This is a genomic window from Sagittula sp. NFXS13 (genome assembly GCF_040148795.1).
GTDB lineage: Bacteria > Pseudomonadota > Alphaproteobacteria > Rhodobacterales > Rhodobacteraceae > Sagittula > Sagittula marina.
In genome coordinates, this window is the sequence record NZ_JAGEMH010000005.1 from 80,971 (window position 1) to 106,856 (window position 25,886).

Here is a 25,886-nt window from a genome sequence, read left to right on the forward strand (position 1 = left end):
CGGGACTGTCGCCTGCAAATTTATCCTTGCCGCGGCAAGTGACGGCCCCTTTGCCGTGGCGGCCTGCTGCTCGTCGGTCGCACACCGGTCCTGACGGGGCGCTTGCTTTTCGGCGAGCCGAGGTCGGTCTGCGTTAGCGCGCGACGACCAAATGCGCGCCGCTGTCGGCGATCATGCGGCTGTGGTCGGGATCAGGCTGGGCGTCGGTGATGACGGTGTGAAATTCGCTCAGGCCCGCCAGCACGTTCAACGCGGTGTGGCCGAGGCGGCTGTGGTTGACCATCAACACGCGGCGTTGCGCGGCGTCCATCATCAGCCGTTTGACCCGCGTGATATCGTCGTCCATGTGAAAGACCTGACCGGCGGCCACCGCGGGGGTGGAGATGAAGGCGAGGTCGGCGCGCAGCCCTTCGAGCGCGGTCTCCGTCACGCGCCCGACCCATGCGTTGTATTTCGCGGAATAGCGTCCGCCAAGGGCGATAACCGTCATGCCGGGTTCTGCCTTCAGAGCCTGGGCCACCGCGTCGTTGTTGGTGATCACGCTCAGCGGGCGACGGTCCACCAAGGCGGTGCCAAGCGTGATGGCGGTGGAGCCGTCATTGACCATGACCGTCATGCCCGGTTCCACCAGCTTCAGAGCGGCGGCGGCCATGCGGGCCTTGACCTCGTGGCCCTGCAACTGGCGAAACCTGAAGTCGCTTTCGAACTGGGTCCCTGCCTCGATCGTGGCGCCGCCGCGGATCTTGCGCAGCAGTCCTTCGGATTCGAGATCGTCGAGATCGCGGTGGATCGTCATTTTCGACACGCCGAAGGTTTCGGCCAGATGGTCGAGCTGCACTTGCCCGTCCTGGACGAGCGTGTCGATAATCCGCTGGCGGCGGTCGTCGCGTTTCATCAGCTATCCTCAGTCGAGAAGGGCGCGCGCTGTCAGCTCGTCGGTGATCAGCCCGGCCACGCGGCCCGACCGCAGGACAGAGCGGATCGCCGCGACCTTTTCCGGCCCGCCCGCGATGGCGACGATATCCTCTTCGCGCGCGGGATCGTAGCCCACGGCAAGCGTTCTGGCGGAAAGCGTGGTTTCCACGACATGGCCGTCGGCGTCAAAGAAATCCCCCAGCATTTCACCCTGCGCCCCGGCGCGGGCGATCTGCTCGATCTCGGACGGCTCTATCATGCGGCTGGTGACAAGCTGGGCGTCGGCGTCCACCGTGCCGATGCCGACGACCTTGAGCGTGGCGGATTGGGCCATGCGGAACACTTCGTCCACGCCGCGCTGGTTCAGCAGGACTTCGCGGTCCTGGGGAGTGTTGGCAAAGAAGGGCACCGGCATGACATAGGCGCGCGCGCCGGTTTTTTCCGAGATACGGTGCATGACGTCATGCGGGTTGGCGGCAAAGTTGCGGGTCAGCCCCCCCAGCAGCGAGACGAAGTGCAGCCCGGTGGCGTCCATGCGCGGCAGGGCGCGGGTGGCTTCGGCGAGGGTGCGCCCGTGGCCCAGACCGATGATGGTATGCTCGGCGGTTTCGAACTGGCGCCTGAGGTAGGCGGCCCCGGCCAGGGCGAGGGTGCGCAGGGGCAGCCCTTCTTCGCCGACGTCGGGGGCCACTTCGCAGAGTTTCAGATCGTAGCGTTCATAGAGCGCGGCCTCCAGCGCGACGCATTCGACGATGTCGCCCTCGATGGAGACCTTGACGTTGCCATCGGCCACGGCGCGGGCAATCAGGCGGTGCGTCTTGACCGAGGGCAGGCCGAGCCGTTTCGCCACCTTGGCCTGCGTCAGCCCGCCGATGTAGTGCAGCCATGCGGCGCGGATGGCGAGGCTTTTCTCATCTTCGGTCATGGGCGCTGTGTGGTCCTGAACTCTACCGGTGGGGCAGGGTAGGGGCAGGGCGTGCCGGTGGAAAGCCCCGCCAAGATTTTAGATGTTCAGGTGCTGGACACCCGTGTCGATGTGCGGCGCCCAGAAGGCGATGGATTCGGCGATCTGGGGGATCACCTCGCGGTCGTTGGGTTCGCGTTCCTTGAAGCTGAGTTCGAGGCAGATCTCGTTGTCCTGCGCGCCGCCCGCGGCAAAGGCGGCCAGAAGCGGGTCTGGCTGGATCTTGCCCTTGGCGTTGAAGGCGGCGGTGAAGGGGCGGTGGCCGCCCTTGTCCATCAGGCTTTGCTTGATGTGAATGATGGGGGAGACCTTTGGCACGGCGCGCGCCCAGGCGTAGGGGTCGTAATCGTCGGGGTCCGTGCTGGTGACATCACCGTGGTCGATGTCGGCCATCATCCACATGGGGATCGCCATGTTCGCAGCCGTCAGCCGGCCTTGGAGCGCCAAGCATTCCGCGATGGTTTCGCCAAATTCGCGGGCGATGCTCATGGGTTCCCAGAAGACGTAATCGAGGCCGGCGGATTTGCCGTGTTCGGCGACCTCGGCCCAACAGTCCATGGCGATCTTTATCATCTCTTCCCGGCGCGACGGATCATCCTGTTCACGGTAGGTGAGGATGGCGAACTGCGTGCCGACGGAGGTGCCGCCAAGGTCGGCGGTGATGTCTGCGAAGGTCTTGAACCAGTCTATGTAGTAGCGGCGCACATCGCGGTCCGGGTGGCCGAAGTGGTTCAACCGCCCGTATGGCCCGGTCATGCCGGAGGTCACGCGGACGCCCGTCCGGTCAAGGGCCGCGCCCATCTGGCGGGTCAGCCGACGGATCACCGGGGCGGGCCAGCTGGGGTTGATGAACTCATGCGTCAGTTGCAGGTCCCGGATCTTCAGGTCGCGCGCCACGGTGTCGATCAGGTCGTCGGGATCGGCAAAACGGTTCACCAGCGGGTTGGTGTTGAGGCTCAGCGTCAGGGGCATCAGGCGGCCTCCGCATGGGCGTCGTTGAACCATTGGGTGAAGCGTGCAATTTCCGCATCGGTCATGTCGAGGCGGTTCTTGGTGCGCCGCCAGATCACGTCCTCCGGCGTCTGGGCCCATTCGTTTTCAACGAGATAGGTGACTTCTGCCTCGTAGAGGCAGGCGCCGAAATGCTGCCCCAGGCCGTCGATGGAGGTCGCCGTGCCGATGATGTCGCGGGTCAGCGTGCCATAGCGCCGCCCGTAATATTCGCGCATCTCGCGGCTGAGCCATGGGTAGTCGGCCTTGAGCGTTTCGCGGAAGGCGTCGAAGTCGGCATCCGGCATGTCGCCGCCGGGCAGGGGGGCGGTTTCGGTCCAGTCCTTGCCCATCTTGGGAAAGATCCTGTGCAGCTGGTGCATGCCGCGTTCCGCCAGTTCGCGGAAGGTGGTGATCTTGCCGCCAAAGATGTTCAGCAACGGCGCGCCAGCGGTCTCATCGAGGTCGAAAACGTAATCGCGCGTCACCGCGGAGGGGTTGCCCTGCCCATCGTCGAACAGCGGGCGCACACCGGAGAAGGTTTCGAGAATGTCCTCGGGGCGGAGCTTTTCCTTGAAATAGCGGTTCACGCAGTCGAGCAGGTAGCTGACCTCCGTGTCGTCGATGGTCACATCCTCGGCGCGGCCCTCGTAGGCGATGTCTGTGGTGCCGATCAGCGCCTTGTCGCCCTCGTACGCGTTGATGAAGATGACGCGCTTGTCGTGGTTTTGCACCAGATAGCTGTGCGGCCCTTCCCAGAACTTCGGGACGATGATGTGCGAGCCTTTGACCAACCGCACGTTGCGGGTGGAATTGGCCCCGGCCACGCGGGTCAGTACATCCGTCACCCAAGGTCCGGCGGCGTTCACGAGGCATTTGGCGAGGAAGTCGCGCTTTTCCCCGGTCAGGGTGTTCTGCGTGGTGACGTGCCATTTGCCATCCTCGCGGCGCGCGGTGACAGCGGGGGAGCGGGTCAGGATGGTCGCGCCCTTGGCCTTTGCGTCCAGCGCGTTGAGGATCACGAGGCGGGCATCGTCTACCCAGCAATCAGAGTATTCAAAGCCGCGCTTGTACTGGTCGAGGATGGGCGCGCCTTCGGGGTCGCGATGCAGGTTCAGCGTGCGCGTGCCGGGCAGCTTTTTGCGGCCGCCGAGGTTGTCATAGAGGAACAGGCCAAGGCGCACGAGCCACGCGGGACGGTCCTGCGGGCTGTGCGGCAGAACAAAGCGCAGCGGCCAGATGATATGAGGCGCGGCGTTCATCAGCACTTCGCGTTCGATCAGCGCCTCGCGCACCAGCCGGAATTCGTAATATTCCAGATAGCGCAGCCCGCCATGCACCAGCTTTCCGGAGCGCGAGGAGGTGCCCTCCGCCAGATCGTCCTTTTCACACAGCACGACGGACAGGCCGCGCCCGGCGGCGTCTCGGGCCACGCCGGCGCCATTGATGCCGCCGCCGATGACGAACAGGTCTACCTCTTGGGTCATGTCAGGATCCTTTCGTGGACGCGGTCACGGGACCGGCGTCAAGCGAACGTTCATTGGTTTCAAGCTGGCGCTCGTGGCTGGCACGGCGATGCTCGGCGAGCTGATCCCAGACCGGTGTCAGCGCGTCCCGCGCGGCGGCATAGGCGGGATACAATCCGGCGTAGGTTTCGGTCAGCAGCGGGTCGGGCTGCTCTGCCTCGCCCAGCAGGGGCGTCACCCATTCGGCGATGCAGGCGTCCATGTCGGGGTAGGCGCCAATGGCGACGGCGGCCATCATGGCGCAGCCTGCGGCCCCGGCTTCTTCGCGGGTGGAGACGCGCACAGGGGCTTCGACGCAGGCGGCCAGCACGGCGCGCAGAGCGGGGGAGCGCGCGGCCCCGCCGGTGATGCGCAGTTCCGAGGGCATGTCGCCCCCCGAGCCGGCGTTCATGGCGGCGTAGCAATCGCGGGCGGCCATACCCAGCCCCTCGACCACGCCGCGCATCAGATCGGCAAAGCGGTGATGTGCGGCCAGCCCGATAAAGCCCGCGCGGGCGTTCGGATTGACCATGGGGCCGCGTTCCCCTGCCTCGGAGACATATGGTTGATAGAGCAGCGCGCCGGGGGTGGAGCGGCCCATCCAGCCGTCGATGCGGCCCACGAGGTCGGCGTAGTCGTGCGGGTGGCCGGTCTCGCTCATCAGGTCGGCGGCCATGCGCAGCGCCCAGTCGATGTTGAGCGTTGCGGCCATGTTGGTCTGGACCTGCGTGACCATGTTCGGGGCCGGCAGGCAGATGACGTAGCCGCTTTGTGCGCCGTCTGTCAGATGCACGTCGTCGGAGGTCACGGCGCGCATGTGCACGCCGGTCGATCCGATGGTGGAGCAAGCGGTTCCCGCGTCGCCGGTATGGACCCCTGCGCCGAGTGCGGTCATCACCATGTCCACGTAGCCAAGGCTGACCGGCGTGCCTTCGGGCAGGCCGGTTTCCCCGGCGGCTTTGGCAGACAGCGGGTGCGTGATGCGGGTGCCGTCGATGATCTGCGGCAGCAGGGCGCGGCGGTGGGTCAGGCCAAGCGCGGCAATCACGTCGTCGTCGTACTGACGGGTGCGGAAATCACCGAAGGTAAAGCTGGCTTCCGAAGGGTCGGTGGCGCGTTCCCCGGTGAGGTTGAGATAGAGCCAGTCCTTGCAATGCAGGGCGGCCTCGGCACGGTCGAGCAGATCGGGGCAGTGCTGGTCCATATGCGCCATTTGCGCGCCCATCTGGCAGGTGTTCAGCGCGGTGCCCGTGGCGGCAAAGCGCGCGGCGTTTTGCGGTTTCGCGGCAAGGTCGGTGGTTGTGCGGGCGGCGCGGGCATCGAGCCAGAGCCACGCATCGGTCACGGGGCGATTGTCCGCCCCCACCAGCCAGGTGCCGTCGCCCTGGCCGGTCACGGCGAGCGCCGCGACCCGTGCAGACAGGTCATCGACCTTGTCCTGCAGGCCCCGCAAGGCGCGGGCGCAGTCCGCCCAGGTGCGGGCCATGTCCTGTGTCGCCGCGCCGTCGGGGGCAGTGTCATAGCTGTTGAGCACCGCGCTGGTGCCCAGTTGGGTGCCGCTCAGCGTGAAGGCCACAGCCTTGATCACCGAGGTTCCGGCGTCGATTCCGATGATGATGTCGCGATCAGCCATGTCGGCCCCCTCCGGGGGCATACCAGGCAGCGCAGGGGCAAAAAGCCATGCGACGTCCTCCCTTATCCTGTGCCCGAAGCTCCTCCAGCCACGGGGTCGACGACGGGCGTGAACCCGTGCCGGTCGCCAAAAGCATATCGGAGGATCTGGCCACGTCCAGTGTAATTTTTTTCTTCACACGAAAAATATTTCAGCTAAGGTGGGCTTAACGGATCGAAGACCGGCACGGGGCGTTCGGAGGATAACCCCAAGCCTGACATGGGTTTTTTGATCTCAAGACAGGCCCGTGACACATGTTCCGGGGTACGAATCAAGGGAGGGAGAGGCGCCGGCGAAAGTCGGCCCTCGACGGATGATAGCGGCACCGGTCCGGCATCTGCACGGTCGTTCAGCACCGTTTAGCGGCGGTGGCATCCCCCTCTTAGTCAGACAACGCAGCGGCCTTTTGGACGCGAGGGAGGGAACATGACGGCGACAGAGATCATCAAGAGACCGCGCGTCTCGAAGCGGTCCATGCTCATCGGCGGCGTGGCTGTGGCGGTGCTGGCCGCGATGGCGCTGGACACCACTGTTGTGCGCATCGGGTCCGAGCAGGATGCGCGCGCCGACGGGTTTTCGCCCGATGCCTTTGGTGCCGAGACATTCCCCCGCGTGCGCTCGTTCGTGACCGAGAACGCGGTGGAGGCCGGCACGCTGGTCGCCGCCATAGCCCAGGACAAGTCCGCCGCAGGGGAGCAATATGGCTCTGGCGGGATGATGCCGGTGATCCCGGTGACGTTTTCCGGCGTGGTTGGTGAAGGCAAGGGCGGCGTCTATGACGTGGCCGTGCCCGAGGCGGAGGGCGTGCGCATTCGCGTGCAGACCGGCCCGGCGGTCAACGGCACGGATCTGCGCGATGCGCCGGGCGATATCGCCTTTGGCCAGTTCAAGAACCAGATCGAATATCAGGACGCGGGCAGCGGCATCAACCGCGCGATGAAGGCGGCTGTGCTGGACGGGATCGACCGGGACAGCCTGCCGGGCAAGACCATCGAGGTGACCGGCGTTTTCAAACTGCTGAACCCCAAGATGTGGCTGGTCACGCCGGTCGAGGTGTCGGTGCAATGACGGTGCAGGGCAGCCTCCAGCCCGCCACGGGGAGCATTGGCGAGGTGGTCATGTCCGCCCGCGACGTGGCCAAACACTACGGCGCGGTGCAGGCGCTGAAGGGTGTGAACTTTGACATCCATCGCGGGCAGGTCACGACCCTGTTTGGCGAAAACGGCGCGGGCAAATCCACTTTGATGAAGATCCTGTCCGGCATCGTGACGCCGACGCATGGGGAAATCATCCTTGATGGCAAGCCTGTGGTGTTCAGCAGCGCCACCGATGCGCTGGCGCAGGGGATTTCCATCATCCACCAGGAACTGGCGCTCGCTCCGAACCTGAACGTGCGCGACAATATCTTTATGGGGCGGGAAATCCGCACCGCGACCGGCGTGAATTTTGCCGAGGAGTCGCGCATCACCCGCGAGCTGATGGCAGAGCTGGAAGAGGACATCGACCCGCTGACCCCGGTCGAGGATCTGCGTCTGGGCCAGCAGCAGATCGTCGAGATCGCGCGGGCGCTTCAGGCCAATTCGCGCATCCTGATCATGGACGAGCCGACCTCGGCCCTGTCTGCCTCCGAGGTGGAGGTGCTGTTCAAGGTCATTCGCGACCTGACCGCCAAGGGCGTGAGCATCGTCTATATCTCGCATCATCTGGAGGAGGCGCTGACCGTGACGCATCACGCGGTGGTGCTGCGCGATGGCATGATGACGGCCAACGCCCCCCGGTCCGAGATCAATCTGGAATGGATTGTGCGCAACATGGTTGGCGAGAACTTTGACCTTGGGTCGCCGCCGGAGTCCGAGATGGGCGCGCCCGCGTTGGTGATTGACGATCTGTGTGTGCCCGATCGGTCGGGGCAGGGGAACGCGGTGGATCATCTGGATCTGTCGGTGAAAGCGGGGGAGATCGTCTGCATCTACGGGCTGATGGGCGCGGGCCGCACGGAGCTGATGGAATGCGTGGCGGGACGCCTGAAAGCGTCGTCGGGCGCGGTAAGGCTGATGGGCGCGGACGTGTCCCGGCTGAGCATCGCGCAGCGGATCGAGGCCGGGCTGGTGCTGGTGCCCGAGGACCGTCAGCGCGACGGGTTGGTCCAGACCATGAGCGTGGGGCAGAACCTGTCGCTGGCCTCCATCGGGGCGTTCACGCGCGGTCTGTTCACCTCGCGCGGGGATGAGCAGACGGTCATCGACACCTCGATCAAGGAAGTCACCGTGAAAACCGACGGCGGGGACGCGATGATCGGGTCGCTGTCGGGCGGCAACCAGCAAAAGGTCGTTATCGGCAAGATGCTGGCAACGCAGCCGGACGTGATCCTGCTCGACGAGCCGTCGCGCGGCATCGACGTCGGCGCCAAGGCAGAGGTGTTCAAGCTGCTGGCCAAGACCGCCCAGGAGCGTGGTCTGGCCGTGGTCTACACGACTTCGGAGGTGGGCGAGTGCCTGTCCGTCGCGCATCGCATCATCGTCATGCGCCGGGGCCGGATTTCGGCGGAGTTCGACCACACCGTTTCAAAAGAAGACATCATGGCCGCCTCTGGCGAAGCCGTGCACCATTAAGGGAGGGGCCGTCATGGCGGACATCACATCTACAAGCACGGGGTCGGGCGGAATGAACATTGGCAAGATCCTGTTGGAAGGCCGCGCGTTCTTTGCCCTTGTGGCGATCATCATCGTGTTTTCCATCCTGTCGCCGGTCTATTTCTCGGTCGGCAACTTCCTGATCATGTCGAGCCACGTCGCGATCTTTGGCCTTCTGGCCATCGGGATGCTGCTGGTGATCCTGAACGGCGGCATCGACCTGTCGGTCGGCTCTACCCTGGGTCTGTCGGGGGTGGTTGCGGGCGCGTTGATGCAAGGGGTGGAAATCCCTGCGGCGGGCGTGATCCTGTACCCGCCGGTCTGGGCGGTGGTCGTTCTGACGCTGTGCCTTGGGGCGTTTGTCGGGGCGATCAACGGCGTGCTGATCGCGTTCTTTCGCGTGCCGGCGTTCGTTGCGACGCTGGGGATGCTGTACGTGGCGCGCGGTGTGGCGCTGCTGATGACCAACGGTCTGACATTCAACAACCTTTCGGGATCCGAGGCGCTGGGAAACACGGGCTTTGACTGGCTGGGCTTCAACCGTATCGGCGGGGTGCCGATTGGGGTGATCGTGCTGGCGGTGGTGGCCGTGGTGGTTGGGGTGACCCTGGCGCGCACGGCGTTCGGTCGCTGGCTTTATGCGTCGGGCGGGAACGAGCGGGCGGCGGAGCTGTCCGGCGTACCGACGAAGATGGTGCAGATCAGTGTCTACGTTCTGTCGGGCATGTGTGCGGCGATTGCCGGGCTGGTGCTGTCCTCGCAGCTGACCTCTGCCGGGCCGACCGCTGGCACCACCTATGAGCTGACGGCCATCGCGGCGGTGGTGATCGGGGGCGCGGCGCTGACCGGCGGCCGGGGCACGGTGCGCGGCACCATGCTGGGTGCCTTTGTCATCGGCTTTTTGTCCGACGGCCTCGTGATCATCGGCGTGTCGGCCTATTGGCAGACGGTGTTCACCGGTGCGGTGATCGTGCTCGCCGTGTTGCTCAACAGCCTCCAGTACGGCGGCAAGAAGCGCTGATCTATTCAGGAATTTCGCTTGCATCGCGGGCCGTAAAGGCTCGCGGACAAGGAAAGGTTGCCCGGAAGACGGGCAAGGAAAGACCGCCCGGGGCACCGGGCAACCAACACTTAAAGGGAGGAACTATCCATGAAACTCACGAAACGCGCTCTGCTTGCTGCCGTCGCCACCCTGCCGCTGATGGCGGGCTCTGCCTGGGCGGATGGCCTGATCTCGATCATCGTGAACGACCCGGCGAACCCCTACTGGTTTACCGAAGGCGAAGTGGCGAAGGCCACCGCCGAAGAGCTGGGCTACGAGGCCAACGTCGCGGCGCACAAGGGCGACACCAACGCGGAATCTACGCTGGTCGACACCGCGATCACCAACCAGGCCAAGGCGATCATCCTTGACCCGGCGAATGCTGACGGCTCTGTCGGTGCGGTCAAGAAGGCGGTTGAGGCGGGCATCCCGGTCTTCATCGTGAACGCCGAGATCAACGAAAGCGGCCTGGCCAAGGCACAGCTGGTGTCCAACAACGCCCAAGGCGCGGCGCTTGGCGCGATGGCATGGGTCGATGCAATCGGCGGCGAAGGCTCCTTTGTCGAGCTGTTCGGCGCACCGTCCGACAACAATGCGCAGACCCGGTCCAACGGCTTTGAAACCGTGCTGTCGCAGTATCCCGATCTGGAGAAGAAAGCGCAGGAAGTGGCCAACTGGGACCGCACGCAGGGCTACACCAAGATGCAGTCCATGCTTCAGGCGAACCCCGACATTAAGGGCGTGATCTCTGGCAACGACGAGATGGCGCTCGGCGCGATTGCGGCGCTGAAGGAAGCGGGCAAGATGGACGGCATGGTCGTTGGCGGCTTTGACGGCTCCCCTGATTCAGTGGACGCGATCAAGGCGGGCGAGCTGACCTACACCGTGCTTCAGCCGGTTGCTGTGTTTGCCGAGGACGCGGTGCGTCAGGCGGATCACTTCATCACCACCGGCGAGCTGAAAGTGGCTGAAGAAAAGCAGCTGTTCGACTGCATGCTGATCGATGAATCCAACGTCGACAACTACACGGCGGCCTTCACGCTGGAGCAGTAAGACTTTCTGAAATGCTATGGGAAAGGGGGCCGTCTGGCCCCCTTTTTCGTCGCGCGTGGTTTGGTTTGCCGGCGTGTCGTGAGGTCTCAAAACCGCGCGCTACCGGTCAAGCGGGTGCCGTTGAGAGGATGGTGAGCGGCGGGAGTTCGGGCGAATGGTGCCCGACCGGCGGCCGCCAGCCCGCGTCAGTAACGCCGGGCCATAGCATCCAGTGGCAGCGGCGTGATCTTGTTCGCATGGCCCGCGGTGCCGAAGGCCTCGAACCGGGCGCGGCAGAGGTCTTTCATCAAGGACAGGCCTTCTTTGAGATACTTGCGGGGATCGAACTCGCCGGGGTTTTCGGACAGCACGCGACGCACACCAGCCGTCATGGCCATGCGATTGTCGGTGTCGATGTTCACCTTGCGCACGCCGGAACGGATGCCGCGCTGGATTTCTTCGACCGGAACGCCCCAGGTGGGGCGAATGTCGCCGCCGTAACTGTTGATGATCTGTTGCAGATCCTCTGGCACCGAGGAGGAGCCGTGCATCACCAGATGGGTGTTGGGCAGACGGCGGTTGATCTCTTCGATGACGGTCATGGCGAGGATGTCGCCGTCCGGCTTGCGGGTGAATTTATACGCGCCGTGGCTGGTGCCCATGGCGACGGCCAGCGCATCGACGCCGGTGTCCTTGACGAATTGCTCGGCCTCGGCGGGGTCGGTCAGAAGCTGCGCGTCGGACAGCTTTTCGGTGGCGCCGTGGCCGTCCTCCTGATCGCCCATTCCGGTTTCCAGTGAGCCGAGCACGCCCAGCTCCCCCTCGACGGAGACGCCACAGGCATGGGCCATCTCCGTCACGCGCCGGGTGATGTTCATGTTGTAGTCGTAGTCGGCGGGGGTGCTGCCATCGGCCTGCAAGGAGCCATCCATCATCACGGAGGTGAACCCGTGCTGGATTGCCGTGGCGCAGGTGGGCAGGTCGTTGCCGTGGTCGAGGTGCATGCAGACGGGCACCTCCGGGAAGGTTTCCACCAGCCCGTCGATCAGCCGCGCCAGCAGCCTGTCCCCCGCGTAGCTGCGTGCGCCGCGCGAGGCCGCCAGGATCACCGGCGCATTGGCCTCGCGCGCGGCGGTCATGATGGCGAGCCCCATTTCCATGTTGGAGATGTTGAAGGCGGGCACGGCGTAGCCATGCTCGGCGGCGTGGTCGAGCAACTGGCGCAGGGTGATACGGGCCATTCAGGTCTCCTGTAGGTATCGGGCGATGGTGTCGACCTCATCCGCCGCGCCAAAGATCAGGGCGACATTGGCATGCGGGTCGGCGGGGATCAGGTCGAGGATGCGGCGGGTGCCATCGGTGGCTTTGCCGCCAGCGGCTTCCATGAGAAAGGCGATGGGAACAGCCTCGTAGGCGAGGCGCAGGCGGCCATTTTCGTAGCCTTTGCGACGATCAGCGGGGTACAGAAACGCGCCGCCCGTCAGGATGATGCGATGCAATTCCCCCACCGCGGCGGCAAGCCAGCGCATGTTGAAATCGCGCCCGCGCGGCCCGTCGGTGCCCAGCCGCAGATCGCGCGCCCAGGCCTGCAGCCCCTCGGGCCAGTGGCGTTCGTTGGAGGCGTTGTAGGCAAGGGTGGAGGCGGTGGGCTTCAGCATCACGTCGCGGGCTGCCTGGCGGAAGTCCTGCCCGTCGAAGGTGAAAATCTGGATGCCGCCGTTTGGAATGGGGCCAAGCGTGTAGCCAAAGTCGAGCGAATGGCCGAAGGATGCGTAGCCCGCGGCGATGGCCTCCGATCCAGGCCGGGCGAAATCCGCCGGGCCGGTGGGGTAGATCACGAACAGCATCCCCAAAGGCGCGCCGATCCCGATGGAGCCGGAGCCGTCAATCGGGTCGATGGCGATGTCATAGGCGCCGTTGGGATCAATCGTTTCGACCGCTTCGGCCTCTTCGGAGAGAAAGTGCTTCACCCCACAGCCGCGCATCTCGGCGAGGATGTGATCGTGCGCGCCGACGTCCAGCGCCTTTTGCGCATCGCCGCTGTCGTTGGTGCCCACAAGGGCGGCCGGGTCGCCCGGCAGTTTGCCCGCCGCGAGCCGTGCTGCGATGGCGGGCAGGGCGTGGGCCAGGGCGTTGATGATCCGGCCGGTGCCGTCCTCTGGCAGGCAGGCGGGCAGGATCGGCGCATGGCTCAGGGCGTCGTTGGGCAGGGTCAGCATGGGAAGCTCCGTTGGTGGCGCGGCGGGAAAGAGGAGGATCCGCCGCGCCGCCGGATATCACGCGTTTTAAGAGGAGACGTGATATTTCGCATCGAGCGCGTCGATGGCGCGCACGTTGTTGGCAGATTTGCCCTCCGGGTCAAAGGACGCGCCAAGGAATGCATCGGCGATGTCCTTGGCCAGTTCGACGCCGACCACGCGCGCGCCCATGGTGATGACCTGCGCGTTGTTGGAGGTGGCTGCCTTGCCCGCGGAATAGGTGTCGTGGGTCTGCGCCGCACGGATGCCGGGCACCTTGTTGGCGCTCAGGCAGACGCCGATCCCGGTGCCGCAGCACAGGATGGCCTTGTCATAGGTGCCGTCAAGCAGGCCCGCGCAGACGCGGTCGCTGAGGTTGGCGTAGTAATCGTCCAGCTCCGCCCCGACGCGGGAGGCGTCTGTCACCTGGTAGTTGGCGTTCTGCGACAGGTGGTCTGCGAGGGCTTTTGCGAGGGGTTCGCCGGCGCTGTCGCCGGCCACTGCGATCTTCATGTGGCGTTCCTCCGAAAGTTTGTGATTTATCACATTTTGTCCAGCGTCGCGGAGACGCGGGACAGGATGTCGAGATAGCCTGCGATATCCCATGCGGAGCGACCGATAAAGAGGCCGTCGATATGGGCGCAGGCGATGAGTTCGGCGCAATTTTCGGGGTTGACCGAGCCGCCATACAGGCAGGGTACGCGACGCCCGAGAATGTCCTCGGCGGTGGCGATGATCTCTGCCTGCCGGGCGTCGGCATAGTCCGAGGTCGCGGGAATGCCGTTTTCGCCAATGGCCCAGACGGGTTCATAGGCAAGCCAGATTTCCGCGTCTTTCTGGTCGCCCGAGAGTTTGCCAAGGGCGCTGCGGACTTCGTGCTCCAGCACCTCGGTGGCGCTGCCTGCTTCGCGGTCGTCCAGCGTTTCACCGATGCAGATCAAGGGGATAAGGCCGTGGCGCACGGTGGATTCGACCTTGAGACCGACGGTTTCATTGGTTTCGCCGAAATGCGCGCGCCGTTCGGAGTGGCCGAGCTCGACGATATCGAGGCCGCAGTCCACCAGCATCGGCGCAGAGACTTCGCCGGTCCAGGCGCCTGCGTCGGCCCAATGCATGTTCTGGGCGCCGACCTTGGCCGGGCTGGAGGCGAGCATGGTGGCCACCTCGCGCACGGCGGTGAAGGGCGGGATGACAAAGGACTGGATGCGAGGGTCGAGATCGGCCTGCGCCAGGCCGTCTGCCCAATCACGGGCCTCGGCCAGTGTTTTGTTCATTTTCCAGCTGGTGCCGACGCGAATCTGAGTCATGGCTGCGTATCCTCCCGCTTCTTGGAACAAGAAATACCATCAATATATCACAAAGCAACACAATAAGTGTTACAAACGTTCACTGGCGCAGGGTCACATCGCTCAGGAGGCAACGCAGGTGTTGGATCGCTCCATGCGGCCACTTACGTTGTGTTCGAAAAGCGGGCATCCGGGGGCGTACGGTCTACCATCCCGAAGACAGGCCGCGAGTGGAGAACCGCTGTGATCGCAGAGACTGACGGAGACGCGCGCGGAATTGAGCGCCTGTATCTTGACTTCGACAGCTTCTTTGCGTCCGCCGAGCAGCATTTCAATCCGTCGCTCAGGGGCAAGCCCTTGGGCGTCGTGCCGCTGGATTCCCCGAACACCAGTTGCATCGCTGTCAGCCGCGAAGCGAAGGCGTGCGGGGTAAAATCCGGGTTCTCGATCAAGGCCGCGCGACAGGTCATCCCCGACATGATTTTTGTCATCGCGCGCCACGATGTCTATGTGCGGCTGCACAAGCGCATCCTGACGGTCGTTGATGCGATCCTGCCCGTCGGGAAGGTCCGGTCCATCGACGAGCTGGTCTGCAATCTGTTGCCCGAAGAGGCGGAGCAAGGCGCAGCCCTGGCCGCGACGATCAAGAGGGCGCTGGCGGAGGCCTTCAGCCCGCAGTTGACCTGTTCCATCGGCATGGCGCCGACGGAGCTTTTGGCCAAGATCGGCGCAGAGATGAACAAGCCGGACGGGTTCGCGCTGATCCACAGCACCGATTTGCCGGACAAGCTGGCCGATATGGAGATCACCGATCTGCCCGGCATCTCGAAGGGGATAGAGGCCCGGCTGGCGGCGGCGGGCGTTGCGGATTTCACCGCGCTCTGGTCGCTTGCGCCCAAACAGGCGCGCGCAATCTGGGGCAACGTGGAAGGGGAGCGGTTCTGGAACGGGTTGCACGGCTACCATTCGGAGCGGCCCGCGACCAAAAAGAGCATGTTTGGCCACAGCAGGAACCTGCCGCAAGGCTGGCGCACCCCCGACCGGGTGGCCGCCTGCGCGCGGCAACTGACCCTGAGCGCGGCGCGCCGGTTGCGCCGCGAAGGCGGGCGCGCCACGCGGCTGACCGTGTCTTTGAGCGGTGAGGGGCCGCGCGGACGGGGCGCGCGGGATGGCGGCTGGAGCTGGGAAGGCGTCTTTCCGCCCGCCCGCGATGATCGGACCTTTTTGCGCGCTTTGGCCGAGGGGCTGGCGCAGGCGGGGCAATCGGCGCGATTTGCGCCACGTTCCGTCAGCGTGGTGATCCATGGATTGAAGGACGAGGCGGAACTGACGGGGGATCTTTTTGGCGGGTCGGTCGATCCGCACGGCGCGGGCGAAAACGATGCCACCCGTGCGAAGTGGGAAAAGGTCAGCGAGCTGCTGGATGATCTGCGCCGGTCGCACGGCGCGAAAGCGATTTCCTACGGGCTGCAGGAGGATATGCCCGGCGGCTACATCGGTGCGAAAATCGCGTTTGGTCGAATCCCGGATGAGGAGGATTTCAGCGAAATGCCAGTTGCTGATGAACAGACCCGCTTTCTGTCATATTGAACGCGGGTCCGTGTTTCGTTCAGGCGCAGGCAAAGCCCGTTCTGCGCTCCCGGAAAACCACGATCGCCAAGATGGCGCCCACAAGCGCGGCCGCGGCAAAGACCATGAAGGCCATGTGGTATCCGCCTGCCTTGATCAACGGCTGCGACAGGATCGGAGAAATGAACTGCCCGATGAAGAGGCTGAAGGTCAGCGCCCCGGACGCCACGCCGTGATGGCGCATCGGCACCGCATCCAGCGTCGAGTTGAACAGCGTCGGTACGATCAGCCCCGGCCCCATGCCCACCAGCAGCGAGGCCAACGCAATCAGCGGCACCATTTCCACGTAGCCCAACGCGAAAAAGCCTGTTGCCAGCAATACGAAGCCCGCACCAAGCACGCCACCGCGGCCAAGCGCCCGACGCAGTTTCGGGTAGACCATGGCAATGGTGCCGGCAGCAAAGGTCACGCAGACCATCATCAGGGCAGCGGTGCTGGGATCAGTATGGCCCAGCTCTGCCAGATAGAAGGCGATTTGCGTCGGCAGAATGTAGAAGGTCGAAAACGACAACACCATCAGCAGCAGGCCGAGGCCGAGCACCATCGGCCAGCCGTCCTGTCCCGCGTCGGACGGATGGGTGCCGTCGGTGTCGGACTGGCTGTTGGGCTCGTCCAGACACAGGTACAGGATCGGAAGATAGATCAGCCCCACCAGATAGAGCGCGAAGGGGTAAAAGGACGAATGGTTCGCCAGAAACCCCGCCACCGCGATAAAGACCAGCCCGCCGAAGTTGATGAAGGTCATTTGCAGGCCCATGAACCTGCCGCGCTCTGGTCCGCGGAAATACTGTGCCACCAGTGCCGTCATGGCGGTCATCAGCATCGCAACGCCCATGCCCAGCAGCAGCCGTGTCGCCAGCAGGACTTCCAACGACGGGGCCCACAGGCCCGCGCTGCCCGCCACGCCGAACAGGCCGCTGCCGATCATCAGCATCTTTTTGCGGCCAACGCGGTCCACCAGCAACCCCGCGAAGGGTGCGATGAGGGCCACCGTCAGCGAGGGCGCGGTGATCAGAAGGCGCGTCAGAAGATCGGCGTTGGGCGTCGCGGCAAAGTATTCCCCGATACCCGGCAGTCCGGGGCTGATGATCGCATTGGACATGACTGTCAGTGTCGCCGCCAATAGCAACGCGACCGCGCGACGGTCCTTGAGAAGAGACCCCATAAGAGACACCTGCAGTGAGAGAGGAGATTACAATTTACAAAGTATGTAACTTGTAAGAAAATCACATACAAGCTTCAAGCAGGACGGAGAAGGTCGAAACGATGCCGCGCACAGGTCTCGCCCCGAAAGAGCTTAGACGTCGTGCAATCGAGGCGGCCATCCATCGCATCAAAACTGTCGGCTACGCCAAGTTGCGGGTCACGGATGTGGCCGCGGAACTGGATGTGAGCCATGCCGCGCTCTATGCCCATTTTTCTGGCAAGGCCGATCTTTTGGACGCGGTTGTCGGCCATTGGCTCGATGTGTCGCAAGAGGATCTGCGCGCGGCTGTGTCTGGTCGGGGAACGCCTGAGGAACGCCTGGAAAACTGGCTGATCCAGCGGCTGCGGCTGAAACGCGAAGCTGCGGTGCGGGACCCGGAATTGTACGAGGCCTATTGCCACGCGTCGGATCGGATGCGCGACGTGGTTCAAAGGCACAAGATGCTTTGGCGCGACCAGATCGCCGTGCTGATCGTTCAGGCCATCCCCGACATCAAAGACCCCACACATGCCGCGCGGCTGGTGCAATCGGCGCTGTACGGCTTCAACCACCCCCGGTTGGTGCTCGATGACCTGGACACGCCGTCAGATGAGGTCGAGACCCGGCTGCGCGATGTCCTGCATACCCTGATCGCCGGGCTGCGCGTCGCGTCGTGATCCCGGCGGGATCATGCGCGCAGAGGAGCGGTGTTTTCGTGAGCGGCGTGCTCGGTGTCAGGTGAGACTGCTTGGCTTTCGCGCCGGAACCTGACGGAAAACGCTGTGCAGGCGGCAAATTGGTGGCGAGTTGCGACGCCTCGGTGTGGGCTGAGCCTTGAACGCTGCTTTTCCATGCGACCGGACGATCTGTTCCTGAACGGGAGCGCGTGGTCGCCCGCAGAGCGTGAAGCGGACCGGGTGTCGCGACGTTCCTGCTGGCGCCGCTGCCGATCTGCATGGTTTATGGTATGCGGGTGATGGCGCCACGAACACGTCACCACAATGCCGCCAGCAGAGAGGACAGACCCGATGGTCACGACACCCCAAGCCAAAGCGCGGCGCGCATGAGGCTCGCCATATTGCAATGTCCCGCAGCTGGTGGTGACCGGAGCGCCGCAGAAGCCCGCCTGACAGAGGCGCTGACCGCCGCCGGGAAAGCGGGCTGTGACCTGCTGCATGCGCCAGAGCTGATGCTGCCCGGATACAATTGCCCGGAAACCCATGACCGAGAGGCCCGCAGCTTTGATGAGATGTGCTCCGATCTGGCGCGCATGGCGTCCGCATCGGGATGCGGGGTGGTGACAGGCTGGGTCGAGCGTGACGGCGACACGTTGTATAACGTCGCCACCGCCGTCAGCGCAGAGGGCGCGGTGCTCGCGCATCACCGCAAATGCATGTTGTTCGGCGATATGGAGCGGGCGGGCTTTGCACGGGGGACGGGCGCGCCGTGTCGGTTCGACTATCGCGGTCGCCGCTTTGGTCTGCTGATTTGCTACGAGATCGAGTTTCCCGAGCTTGCCCGTGATCTGGCCCGCAGTGGGGCAGAGGTGATGCTGGTGCCCACCGCCAACCCCGCCGGGTTCGAGCATGTGCAGCGCATCCTGCTGCCCGCCCGCGCCAATGAAAACCGCGCCTTTGTGGCATATGCAAACTTTTGCGGCACGGAAAACGGTATGACGTATTCGGGGCGATCCTTGCTGGCCGGGCCGGATGGCGAGACGATCATGGCCGCCGGGCAGGCCCCTGCCTTGCTGATCGGCGAGCTGCCGCAGATCGGGGACTATCCGCAAGATGTGCTGTCGATACAGGCGCAGGACCTTGACGAGATGCAGCGCGGCTGACCCTTCACACACATCACGGAGATCGCGCGGCCAGACGCGCGCCGCAGAACGAGGACACCGACCATGACCAATGCGCCGCTGACTGCCTTTGGGCCGGATTTTCCCTTTTCCTACGAGGAGTGGATCACCCATCCCGCCGGGACGGGCACGATCCCGAAGGATGCGCTTGGCGAACCTGTGGCGATCATCGGCGCGGGGGCGGCCGGGGTGATTGCCGGCTTCGAGCTGATGAAAATGGGCCTGCGCCCGGTGTTCTACGAATCCGCGCGGTTCGGGGGGCGGCTGCGCTCCAAGCCGTTTGAAGGCACCAATGGCGTCATCGCGGAACTGGGCGGAATGCGGTTCCCGGTGTCGTCCAAGGGGTTTTACCATTACCTCGACCTGACAGGATGCGAGACGCGGCCCTTTCCCAACCCGCTGACGCCCGCGTCGGGATCGACCGTGATCGACCTGGAGGGGGAGACGCATTTCGCACGAACATTGCAGGATCTGCCCCCGCTCTACCGCGACATCGCCGCCGCCTACGACGAGGCGCTCGCCAATCAGGCGGCCTTTCCCGAATTGCAGGCCGCGATCAAGGCCAAGGATATCGCCGCGATCAAGTCGATCTGGGATCCGCTGGTGGCGGACTGGGATGAACGGACCTTTTATGATTTCGTCGCCCATTCCGATGCCTTCCAAAAGCTCGATTTCCAGCATCGTGAAGTCTTTGGCCAGGTGGGCTTTGGCACTGGCGGCTGGGACAGCGACTTTCCGAATTCCATGCTGGAAATCCTGCGCGTCAACCTGCTGGGACTGGATGATGAGCAGCGCTACGTCGTTGGCGGCGTCGAACAGATGCTGCACAAGCTGTGGCACACCGCCCCCGATTGCGCCCATTGGCCCGAGGGCACCACGCTGGCGCAGCTCAACGGTGGGGCGACGCGCAGCCGCGCAACCGCGCTCAGCCGCGCGGGCGACATGATCCGTGTCAGCGACCAGTGGGGCAACGAGGACAGCTATGCCGCCGTGCTGGCCACCTGTCAGACCCACTTGCTGACCACCGCTATCGACGTCGAAGAGGCGCTGTTCGCGCAGAAGATCTGGATGGCGCTCGACCGCACGCGCTACATGCAGTCGGCGAAGACATTCGTCATGGTGGACCGCCCCTTCTGGAACGACATCGACCCGGCCACGGGGCGTCCTCTCATGTCCATGACGCTGACCGACCGCCACACGCGGGGCACCTATTTCTTTGACAACGGGCCGGATCAGCCCAGCGTCATCTGCCTGAGTTATTCGTGGATGACCGATGCGCTGAAGGTCCTGCCGCTGTCGGATGAAAAGCGTGTCGATCTGGCGCTGAAGGCGCTGGCCAATATCTACCCCGGCGTCGATATCGCACGGCACATTCGGGGCGCGCCGATCTGCGTCAGCTGGGAGGCCGACGAGAACTTCCTCGGGGCCTTCAAGGGCGCTTTGCCCGGACACTATCGGTACAACCGCCGCATTTACGGGCATTTCATGCAAGACGCCCTGCCGGATCAGGAAAAGGGGCTTTTTCTGGCGGGCGACGGGGTCAGCTGGACCCCCGCCTGGGTCGAGGGGGCGGTTCAGACCGGTTTGAACGCGGTTTGGGGCATAATGACTCATTTCGGCGGCCAGACGTCCGCGCAAAACCCCGGTCCGGGCGATCTGTATCCCGAACGCGCGCCCGTCAGGCTGCCCGATTAGATTGCACCGGGTTGATCTCGCATCCTGTCATGTCATGGTGGTCGACACGTTTCATATGTCGCGGGAGGCGCCGATCTGCCAAACCCCGACTGTGAAGTGCCAAAACAACAGGGAAAGCGTCGACAAGGCGTGCCCGACCACCAAAACAACAACAGAGAGACCCGCCATGAAATTCACATCCCTTTCCATCCTCGCCGCGACCACCGTCCTGGCCGGTGCTGCCACCGCCGAGACATGGGACATGCCGATGGCTTACCCGGCCTCCAACTACCACACCGAGAACGCGCAGACCTTTGCTGACGCGGTCGCCGAGTGCACGGGCGGTGAGCTGGAAATCGTGATCCACGCTGGCGGCTCGCTGTTCAAGGGCGACGAGATCAAGCGCGCCGTTCAGCTGGGAGAGGCCCAGATCGGCGAGCGCCTGCTGTCCGCCCACGCCAACGAAGACGCGATCTTTGCCTATGATTCCGTGCCGTTCCTGGCCACGTCCTTCGAGGCGTCCGAAAAGCTGCGCGAGGCGGCGCTGCCCACCCTGAGCGAGGTTCTGGCCGACCAGAACATCGTACCGCTGTATTCCGTGCCGTGGCCGCCGCAGGGTCTGTATTTCTCCAAGCCCGTTTCCGAGCCGTCGGAAATGGAGGGTGTGAAGTTCCGCGCCTACAACTCGATCACCGCACGGGTGGCAGAGTTGTCCGGCATGGTTCCGACCCAGATCGAAGCCGCCGATCTGAAACAGGCGCTGGCCACGGGCGTTGTGTCCTCGATGATTTCCTCCGGTTCCACCGGTGTGGACGAAAGCGTCTGGGAAGACATGACCAATTTCTACGACGTCAAGGCTTGGCTGCCGCGCAACACGGTGTTCGCCAGCAAGGACGCTTTTGACGGCCTGTCAGACGAGGCGCGCACCTGCCTGACCGACGAAGCTGAAAAGGCGCAGATCCGTGGCACCGAAAAGGCCACAGAGCTTGCAGGCGGTTTCGTGGACACGCTCGCCTCCAACGGCATGGACGTGAACCCGCCCAGCGACGCGGTAACGGCCAAGCTCAAGGAGATCGGTGAGACCATGACATCGGAGTGGCTCGAAACCACCGGCGAGAAAGGCCAGACGATCATCGACGCCTACAAAGCTGACTGATCCGGCGCGACACCGGGGCGGAGCCTCCCTTGGCGGGCTTCGCTTCGGTGCGACATTCCATGACATACACGATCGCCGTTCCACCGGGGTCCGACACGTAAAGGTTGCTCATGCGCGAAACCTTCGACCGTATTTACACCCTGTCCCGCCTCGGAGCCTCGCTGTCGCTCATCGCGATCCTGTGCCTTGTGGTGGCGCAGATGGTCAGTCGCTGGCTGGGCGTCCTGTTTCCCGGCGGGGCCAATTACGCCGGGTATGCCATGGCGGCGGCGTCGTTTCTGGCGCTCGCGGACACGTTTCGCCACAACGAACACATTCGCGTTGGCATGGTGATCGAGCGCAGTGGTCGCTGGCGCAGGGGCTTTGAGATCTGGTGCTACACCGTCGGTGCTGTGATCGCCTTGTTTTTTGCGTGGTATGCGGTTGAGACACCCTTTCTGAGCCACAAGATCAATGATGTCAGCCAGGGTCAGGACGGCACGCCCCTGTGGATTCCGCAGCTTGCCATGGCGGCCGGGGCCGTGTTGCTGGCCATCGCCATGATCGACAGCCTGCTGTCCATTCTCTTTCGCGACGGGCTTGGCGTCGACGCGCCGACCAAGCCGATGCTGCATGACGCGCTGAAATCCATAAAACCGCGTCTGATGCTCTTTGCGCTGAGCGCCTTGGTGATCTACGCCGCCGTCACCCTGATGACCGGCTTTGACCGTGACGCCGTGGGGCTGAAGATCGGCGTCTTTCTGTTCGTGCTGTTCTTTCTGCTTGGGTCGGGGCTTTGGGTTGGGCTGGCGCTGATGGGCGTCGCCTATATGGGCATGATCGGTTTCACCCCGCGCAATCCCGGCAGCTCCATGAGCATCACGGTCTGGACCTCTGCTTCGAGCTGGACGCTGACCTCACTGCCGCTGTTCATCTGGATGGGTGAAATCCTGTACCGCACCCGGCTGTCCGAGGACATGTTCAAGGGGCTCGCACCGTGGCTGGCGCGCTTTCCCGGCGGCCTGCTGCATTCCAACGTGGTGGGCTGCACGGTCTTTGCGGCGGTCTCCGGGTCCTCGGCGGCGACGCTGACCACGGTGGGCAAGATGTCGATCCCGGAGCTGCGCAAACGTGGCTACCCGGAATTCATGATCGTGGGGACCCTGGCCGGGGCGGCGACGCTGGGCCTGATGATCCCGCCCTCGCTGACGCTGATCGTCTATGGGGTCACCGTGCAGCAAAGCGTCACCAGCCTGTTCATGGCCGGGGTCATTCCGGGCATCGTGCTGGCGACCATGTTCATGGCCTATATCGCCATCTGGTCGATGGTCCGCAAGGATCAGGCCCCCGATCCTGAACCGGACACCACCTTCACCGAAAAGCTGCGCACCTCGACCTTGCTGATCCCGGTCATTGCGTTGATCGCGATTGTCATCGGCTCGATGTACCTTGGTATTGCCACGGCGACCGAGGCGGCGGCCTTTGGCGTCATTGGCGCACTGGTTCTGGCCGCGATGCAAGGGTCGCTGGATTGGGAGGCCTTCCGCCAAAGCCTGACGGGCGCGACGCGAACCTCTGCCATGATTGCGCTGATCCTGATGGGGGCGAGCTTTCTGACGCTGGCCATGGGCTTTACCGGCGTGCCGCGCGCCCTGGCAGAGGTGATCAGTGCGTGGAACCTGTCCCCCGTGGCCCTGATCGCAGCCCTGACCGTTTTCTACATCATCATCGGCATGTTCCTTGACGGGATCTCTGCGGTGGTGCTGACCATGGCGATCATCGAGCCGATGATACGGGCCGCTGGCATCGACCTGATCTGGTTCGGTATTTTCATCGTTGTCGTGGTTGAGATGGCGCAGATCACGCCGCCCGTGGGCTTTAACCTCTTTGTTCTGCAAGGCATGACCCGGCACGACATGAGCTACATTGCCCGCACGGCCATTCCGATGTTCCTGATCATGGTCGTGATGGTGGGCATTCTGGTTGCGTTTCCGGGGCTTGCCACCTGGCTGCCCGAGACCGTACAGGCACGGCAATAACACGGCGGGGCGCGCACCGGCCGGGTGCGCGTCACGCTGTCTGATAGGTGTTTCATGGCCCGCTTTATCGGCATTCTCAGTCTCGACACCCGCTTTCCCCGCATCGTCGGGGACGCAGGCAACGTCGACAGCTACCACCTGCCGGCCCGCGTGCGCGTGGTGCCGGGGGCGGGCAGCCCTGATATCGTCGAGGACGGGCGCCCCGCGCCGGAGCTGATCGCAGGTTTTCGTGATGCCGCGCACGCACTGGTGGACGAGGGCGCTTGCCTCATCACCTCCACCTGCGGGTTTCTGATCACGGTGCAGCGCGACATCGCGGCAAGCCTTCCCGTGCCGGTGCTGCTGTCGGGGCTTAGCCTGCTGCCCACAGTGCGCCAGATGGTTGGCGGGCGTCCGTTGGGGGTGCTGACCGCCTCCGCCACGGCACTGGGGCCGGACGCGATCCGCGCCGCCGGCGTCACGCCTGACGACGTGCGCATCGCGGGAATGCAAGGCAGCCCATTGTTTACAGGCACGTTTTTGGCCCCAAAGACCAGTCAGCGCGCGACCTTTGATACGGCAGAGATGCAGCGGGAGGTCTGTGAGAGCGCCTTGGCCTTGCTGCGGGGCAGTCCGGAAATCGCGGCTATCGTCCTGGAATGCGGCAACCTGCCGCCCTACGCCGAGGCCATTCGGGCGGCCACCGGCAGGCCGGTCTTCTCCATCCTCGATGCGGCGCGCCTTGTGGGCGGGGGCTAGGCCGGGAAAACGAGGCCGACGTCGAAGCGGTGGCGGGCTTGTGCAACCGGCGATAAGCCCGCCCCGTCAGGTATTTGTCGCCGCTATGACGGTGCGGCTGGTCCGGCCCTTACGCGGTCTGCTTCGACATTTCGCGCACAATCTGATCGAGCGCGGCAGTCAGTCGGTCAATTTCGGCCACCGTGTTGTAATGAACCATGGAGACGCGCAGCACACCGCCGTCGTGCGTTTCGCCCAGCATTTCAGCCAACCTGCGCGAATGGAAATCGCCATGCCGGATCGCGACGCGGTGGGCGTCCATCGCACGGCAGATTGCCTCTGAATTCAATCCGTCAAAGCGGAAGGCGATGGTCGGCACGCGGCTGTTGTCGGGGTTGGTCGCCGCGCCAATGATCTGACAGTCGTTGCGCCCGCGCAGCCATGCCAACAGGTGATCGGTGAGGACCTGTTCCTGCAAGGCCACGGCCTCGAAACCACGTTCCAGCGCCTCGCGGTGCTCTCCGCCGCCCAAGGCAGACAGATACGCGACCACGGCGGTTGTCGAATAGGCCAGTTCATAGTTCGGATTGCCGGGTTCGAGTTTGCCGGGGACTTTGTCCTTGCCGTAGAAGTAGTGATACAGCCCGTCGAGCGACGCCAGCAGGTCGTATTTCCCGTACATGATCGCGGTGTGTGGTCCGTAGCACTTGTAAAGGCTGAAGATGTAGTAATCCACGTCCCAGCCGGTCACGTCGATGGCGCGGTGAGGCGCATAGGCGACCCCGTCCACGACGATCTTGGCGCCATGGCGATGCACGGCCTCGGCAATCGCGGCCACGTCGTTGATCTGGCCGAGGATGTTGGAGACGTGATGCACGCACACCAGCTTGGTCCGCTCAGTCATCAGCGGCTCCAGATCCTCAAGGCGCAGGCTGCCGCTGGCGGTATCGAAGGGCCAGACGACGATCTTGACGCCGAATTCCTCGAGCCGCAGCCAGGGACCGATGTTGGATTCATGGTCCGCGTGTGTCACGACGACTTCGTCGCCGGGTTGGAACTGGCTGCGCATGGCGGCGACAAGGGTCTGCATCAGCACGGTGGTGGAGGGGCCAAAGACGATCTCTTCGGGACGGGTGGCATTCACCAGCGTCTGCGCGGCGCAGCGGCCGTCCATCAATGCCTCGGCGGCGGCGCGCGATATTTCGTAGCTGCCGCCGATCTGCACATCGCGATGGGTCAGGAATTCGGTGATGCGGTCAATCACCGTCTGAAGGGTCTGCGAGCCACCGGCATTGTCGAAAAATGCCCAGTCCTTGGCCAGCGCGGGGAATTGGCCTCTGACATGGGCCATATCCAGATGATCTTGGGGCAT

22 protein-coding genes and 1 pseudogene are annotated in these 25,886 nt (G+C 64.2%); 12 read left to right on the forward strand and 11 right to left on the reverse strand.

Going from position 1 to position 25,886, the window contains the following annotated elements:
• Nucleotides 1-133: 133 nt before the first annotated feature.
• From J4E08_RS12540 to J4E08_RS12560, 5 genes are all read right to left on the reverse strand, one after another.
• Entirely contained in the window at nucleotides 134-895 is a 762-nt protein-coding gene (locus tag J4E08_RS12540) for a DeoR/GlpR family DNA-binding transcription regulator (RefSeq protein ID WP_349538789.1), read from the reverse strand.
• 9 nt (nucleotides 896-904) lie between these two features.
• Nucleotides 905-1,840, reverse strand: a complete 936-nt coding sequence (locus J4E08_RS12545) for a sugar-binding transcriptional regulator (protein ID WP_183968115.1) — start codon at nucleotides 1,838-1,840, stop codon at nucleotides 905-907.
• A 78-nt stretch (nucleotides 1,841-1,918) separates the two neighbouring features.
• The gene (locus J4E08_RS12550) at nucleotides 1,919-2,851 is read right to left on the reverse strand and encodes a sugar phosphate isomerase/epimerase family protein (RefSeq protein ID WP_349538790.1); all 933 of its coding nucleotides are present in this window, start codon (nucleotides 2,849-2,851) and stop codon (nucleotides 1,919-1,921) included.
• On the reverse strand, nucleotides 2,851-4,356 hold the full coding sequence (locus J4E08_RS12555) for a glycerol-3-phosphate dehydrogenase (protein WP_349538791.1): 1,506 nt from the start codon (nucleotides 4,354-4,356) through the stop codon (nucleotides 2,851-2,853). Before J4E08_RS12555 ends, J4E08_RS12550 begins: the two co-directional genes overlap by 1 nt.
• 1 nt (nucleotide 4,357) lies before the next feature.
• Entirely contained in the window at nucleotides 4,358-6,007 is a 1,650-nt protein-coding gene (locus tag J4E08_RS12560; RefSeq protein ID WP_349538792.1) for an FGGY-family carbohydrate kinase, read from the reverse strand.
• A gap of 465 nt (nucleotides 6,008-6,472) precedes the next feature.
• Here J4E08_RS12560 and J4E08_RS12565 point away from each other — a divergent pair, with 465 nt between their 5' ends.
• The 4 genes from J4E08_RS12565 (at nucleotide 6,473) to J4E08_RS12580 (ending at nucleotide 10,774) form a co-directional block, all read left to right on the forward strand.
• Nucleotides 6,473-7,114, forward strand: coding sequence for a DUF2291 family protein (locus J4E08_RS12565; protein ID WP_183968123.1), 642 nt, complete (start codon nucleotides 6,473-6,475; stop codon nucleotides 7,112-7,114).
• Nucleotides 7,111-8,658: a sugar ABC transporter ATP-binding protein gene (locus J4E08_RS12570; protein ID WP_349538793.1), complete on the forward strand. Its 1,548-nt coding sequence runs from the start codon at nucleotides 7,111-7,113 to the stop codon at nucleotides 8,656-8,658. The genes J4E08_RS12565 and J4E08_RS12570 overlap by 4 nt, the downstream gene beginning before the upstream one ends.
• A 13-nt stretch (nucleotides 8,659-8,671) precedes the next feature.
• Nucleotides 8,672-9,700, forward strand: coding sequence for an ABC transporter permease (locus J4E08_RS12575; protein WP_183968128.1), 1,029 nt, complete (start codon nucleotides 8,672-8,674; stop codon nucleotides 9,698-9,700).
• A 129-nt stretch (nucleotides 9,701-9,829) separates the two neighbouring features.
• Nucleotides 9,830-10,774 carry a D-ribose ABC transporter substrate-binding protein gene (locus J4E08_RS12580; RefSeq protein ID WP_183968130.1) on the forward strand — a complete coding sequence of 315 codons (945 nt, stop codon included), beginning with the start codon at nucleotides 9,830-9,832 and terminating at the stop codon, nucleotides 10,772-10,774.
• Nucleotides 10,775-10,959: 185 nt separating this feature from the next.
• Here J4E08_RS12580 and fba read toward each other — a convergent pair whose 3' ends face one another.
• From fba to J4E08_RS12600, 4 genes are all read right to left on the reverse strand, one after another.
• Nucleotides 10,960-11,994 (reverse strand): class II fructose-bisphosphate aldolase, encoded by a 1,035-nt coding sequence (fba, locus tag J4E08_RS12585; protein ID WP_349538794.1) that lies wholly within the window; start codon nucleotides 11,992-11,994, stop codon nucleotides 10,960-10,962.
• Nucleotides 11,995-12,972, reverse strand: a complete 978-nt coding sequence (locus tag J4E08_RS12590) for a class 1 fructose-bisphosphatase (RefSeq protein WP_349538795.1) — start codon at nucleotides 12,970-12,972, stop codon at nucleotides 11,995-11,997.
• A gap of 66 nt (nucleotides 12,973-13,038) precedes the next feature.
• Complete coding sequence (derI, locus tag J4E08_RS12595) at nucleotides 13,039-13,503, reverse strand: D-erythrulose-4-phosphate isomerase (RefSeq protein WP_349538796.1); 465 nt, start codon at nucleotides 13,501-13,503, stop codon at nucleotides 13,039-13,041.
• A gap of 29 nt (nucleotides 13,504-13,532) precedes the next feature.
• On the reverse strand, nucleotides 13,533-14,297 hold the full coding sequence (locus tag J4E08_RS12600; protein WP_349538797.1) for a triose-phosphate isomerase: 765 nt from the start codon (nucleotides 14,295-14,297) through the stop codon (nucleotides 13,533-13,535).
• A 222-nt stretch (nucleotides 14,298-14,519) separates the two neighbouring features.
• Here J4E08_RS12600 and J4E08_RS12605 point away from each other — a divergent pair, with 222 nt between their 5' ends.
• Nucleotides 14,520-15,866, forward strand: a complete 1,347-nt coding sequence (locus tag J4E08_RS12605; RefSeq protein WP_349538798.1) for a Y-family DNA polymerase — start codon at nucleotides 14,520-14,522, stop codon at nucleotides 15,864-15,866.
• Nucleotides 15,867-15,885: 19 nt separating this feature from the next.
• On the opposite strand, the gene J4E08_RS12610 is transcribed toward J4E08_RS12605, so the two are convergent.
• The gene (locus J4E08_RS12610) at nucleotides 15,886-17,070 is read right to left on the reverse strand and encodes an MFS transporter (protein ID WP_349538799.1); all 1,185 of its coding nucleotides are present in this window, start codon (nucleotides 17,068-17,070) and stop codon (nucleotides 15,886-15,888) included.
• Nucleotides 17,071-17,171: 101 nt separating this feature from the next.
• On the opposite strand from J4E08_RS12610, the gene J4E08_RS12615 reads away from it, so the two are divergent.
• The 7 genes and pseudogenes from J4E08_RS12615 to J4E08_RS12645 all read left to right on the forward strand — a co-directional run bounded on the left by J4E08_RS12615 (nucleotide 17,172) and on the right by J4E08_RS12645 (nucleotide 24,535).
• Nucleotides 17,172-17,768 carry a TetR/AcrR family transcriptional regulator gene (locus J4E08_RS12615; RefSeq protein ID WP_349538800.1) on the forward strand — a complete coding sequence of 199 codons (597 nt, stop codon included), beginning with the start codon at nucleotides 17,172-17,174 and terminating at the stop codon, nucleotides 17,766-17,768.
• 386 nt (nucleotides 17,769-18,154) lie between these two features.
• Entirely contained in the window at nucleotides 18,155-18,931 is a 777-nt protein-coding gene (locus J4E08_RS12620; RefSeq protein ID WP_349538801.1) for a carbon-nitrogen hydrolase family protein, read from the forward strand.
• Between the two features lie 63 nt (nucleotides 18,932-18,994).
• Complete coding sequence (locus tag J4E08_RS12625) at nucleotides 18,995-20,644, forward strand: flavin monoamine oxidase family protein (RefSeq protein ID WP_349538802.1); 1,650 nt, start codon at nucleotides 18,995-18,997, stop codon at nucleotides 20,642-20,644.
• A 166-nt stretch (nucleotides 20,645-20,810) separates the two neighbouring features.
• Nucleotides 20,811-21,779, forward strand: coding sequence for a TRAP transporter substrate-binding protein (locus J4E08_RS12630; protein WP_349538803.1), 969 nt, complete (start codon nucleotides 20,811-20,813; stop codon nucleotides 21,777-21,779).
• A gap of 110 nt (nucleotides 21,780-21,889) precedes the next feature.
• A pseudogene (locus tag J4E08_RS12635) lies at nucleotides 21,890-22,333 on the forward strand (TRAP transporter small permease); the annotation flags it as partial.
• A 138-nt stretch (nucleotides 22,334-22,471) separates the two neighbouring features.
• Complete coding sequence (locus tag J4E08_RS12640) at nucleotides 22,472-23,797, forward strand: TRAP transporter large permease (RefSeq protein WP_349538915.1); 1,326 nt, start codon at nucleotides 22,472-22,474, stop codon at nucleotides 23,795-23,797.
• Nucleotides 23,798-23,851: 54 nt separating this feature from the next.
• Nucleotides 23,852-24,535 (forward strand): aspartate/glutamate racemase family protein, encoded by a 684-nt coding sequence (locus J4E08_RS12645; RefSeq protein ID WP_349538804.1) that lies wholly within the window; start codon nucleotides 23,852-23,854, stop codon nucleotides 24,533-24,535.
• Between the two features lie 109 nt (nucleotides 24,536-24,644).
• On the opposite strand, the gene J4E08_RS12650 is transcribed toward J4E08_RS12645, so the two are convergent.
• The gene (locus tag J4E08_RS12650) at nucleotides 24,645-25,886 is read right to left on the reverse strand and encodes a cysteine desulfurase-like protein (protein WP_349538805.1); all 1,242 of its coding nucleotides are present in this window, start codon (nucleotides 25,884-25,886) and stop codon (nucleotides 24,645-24,647) included.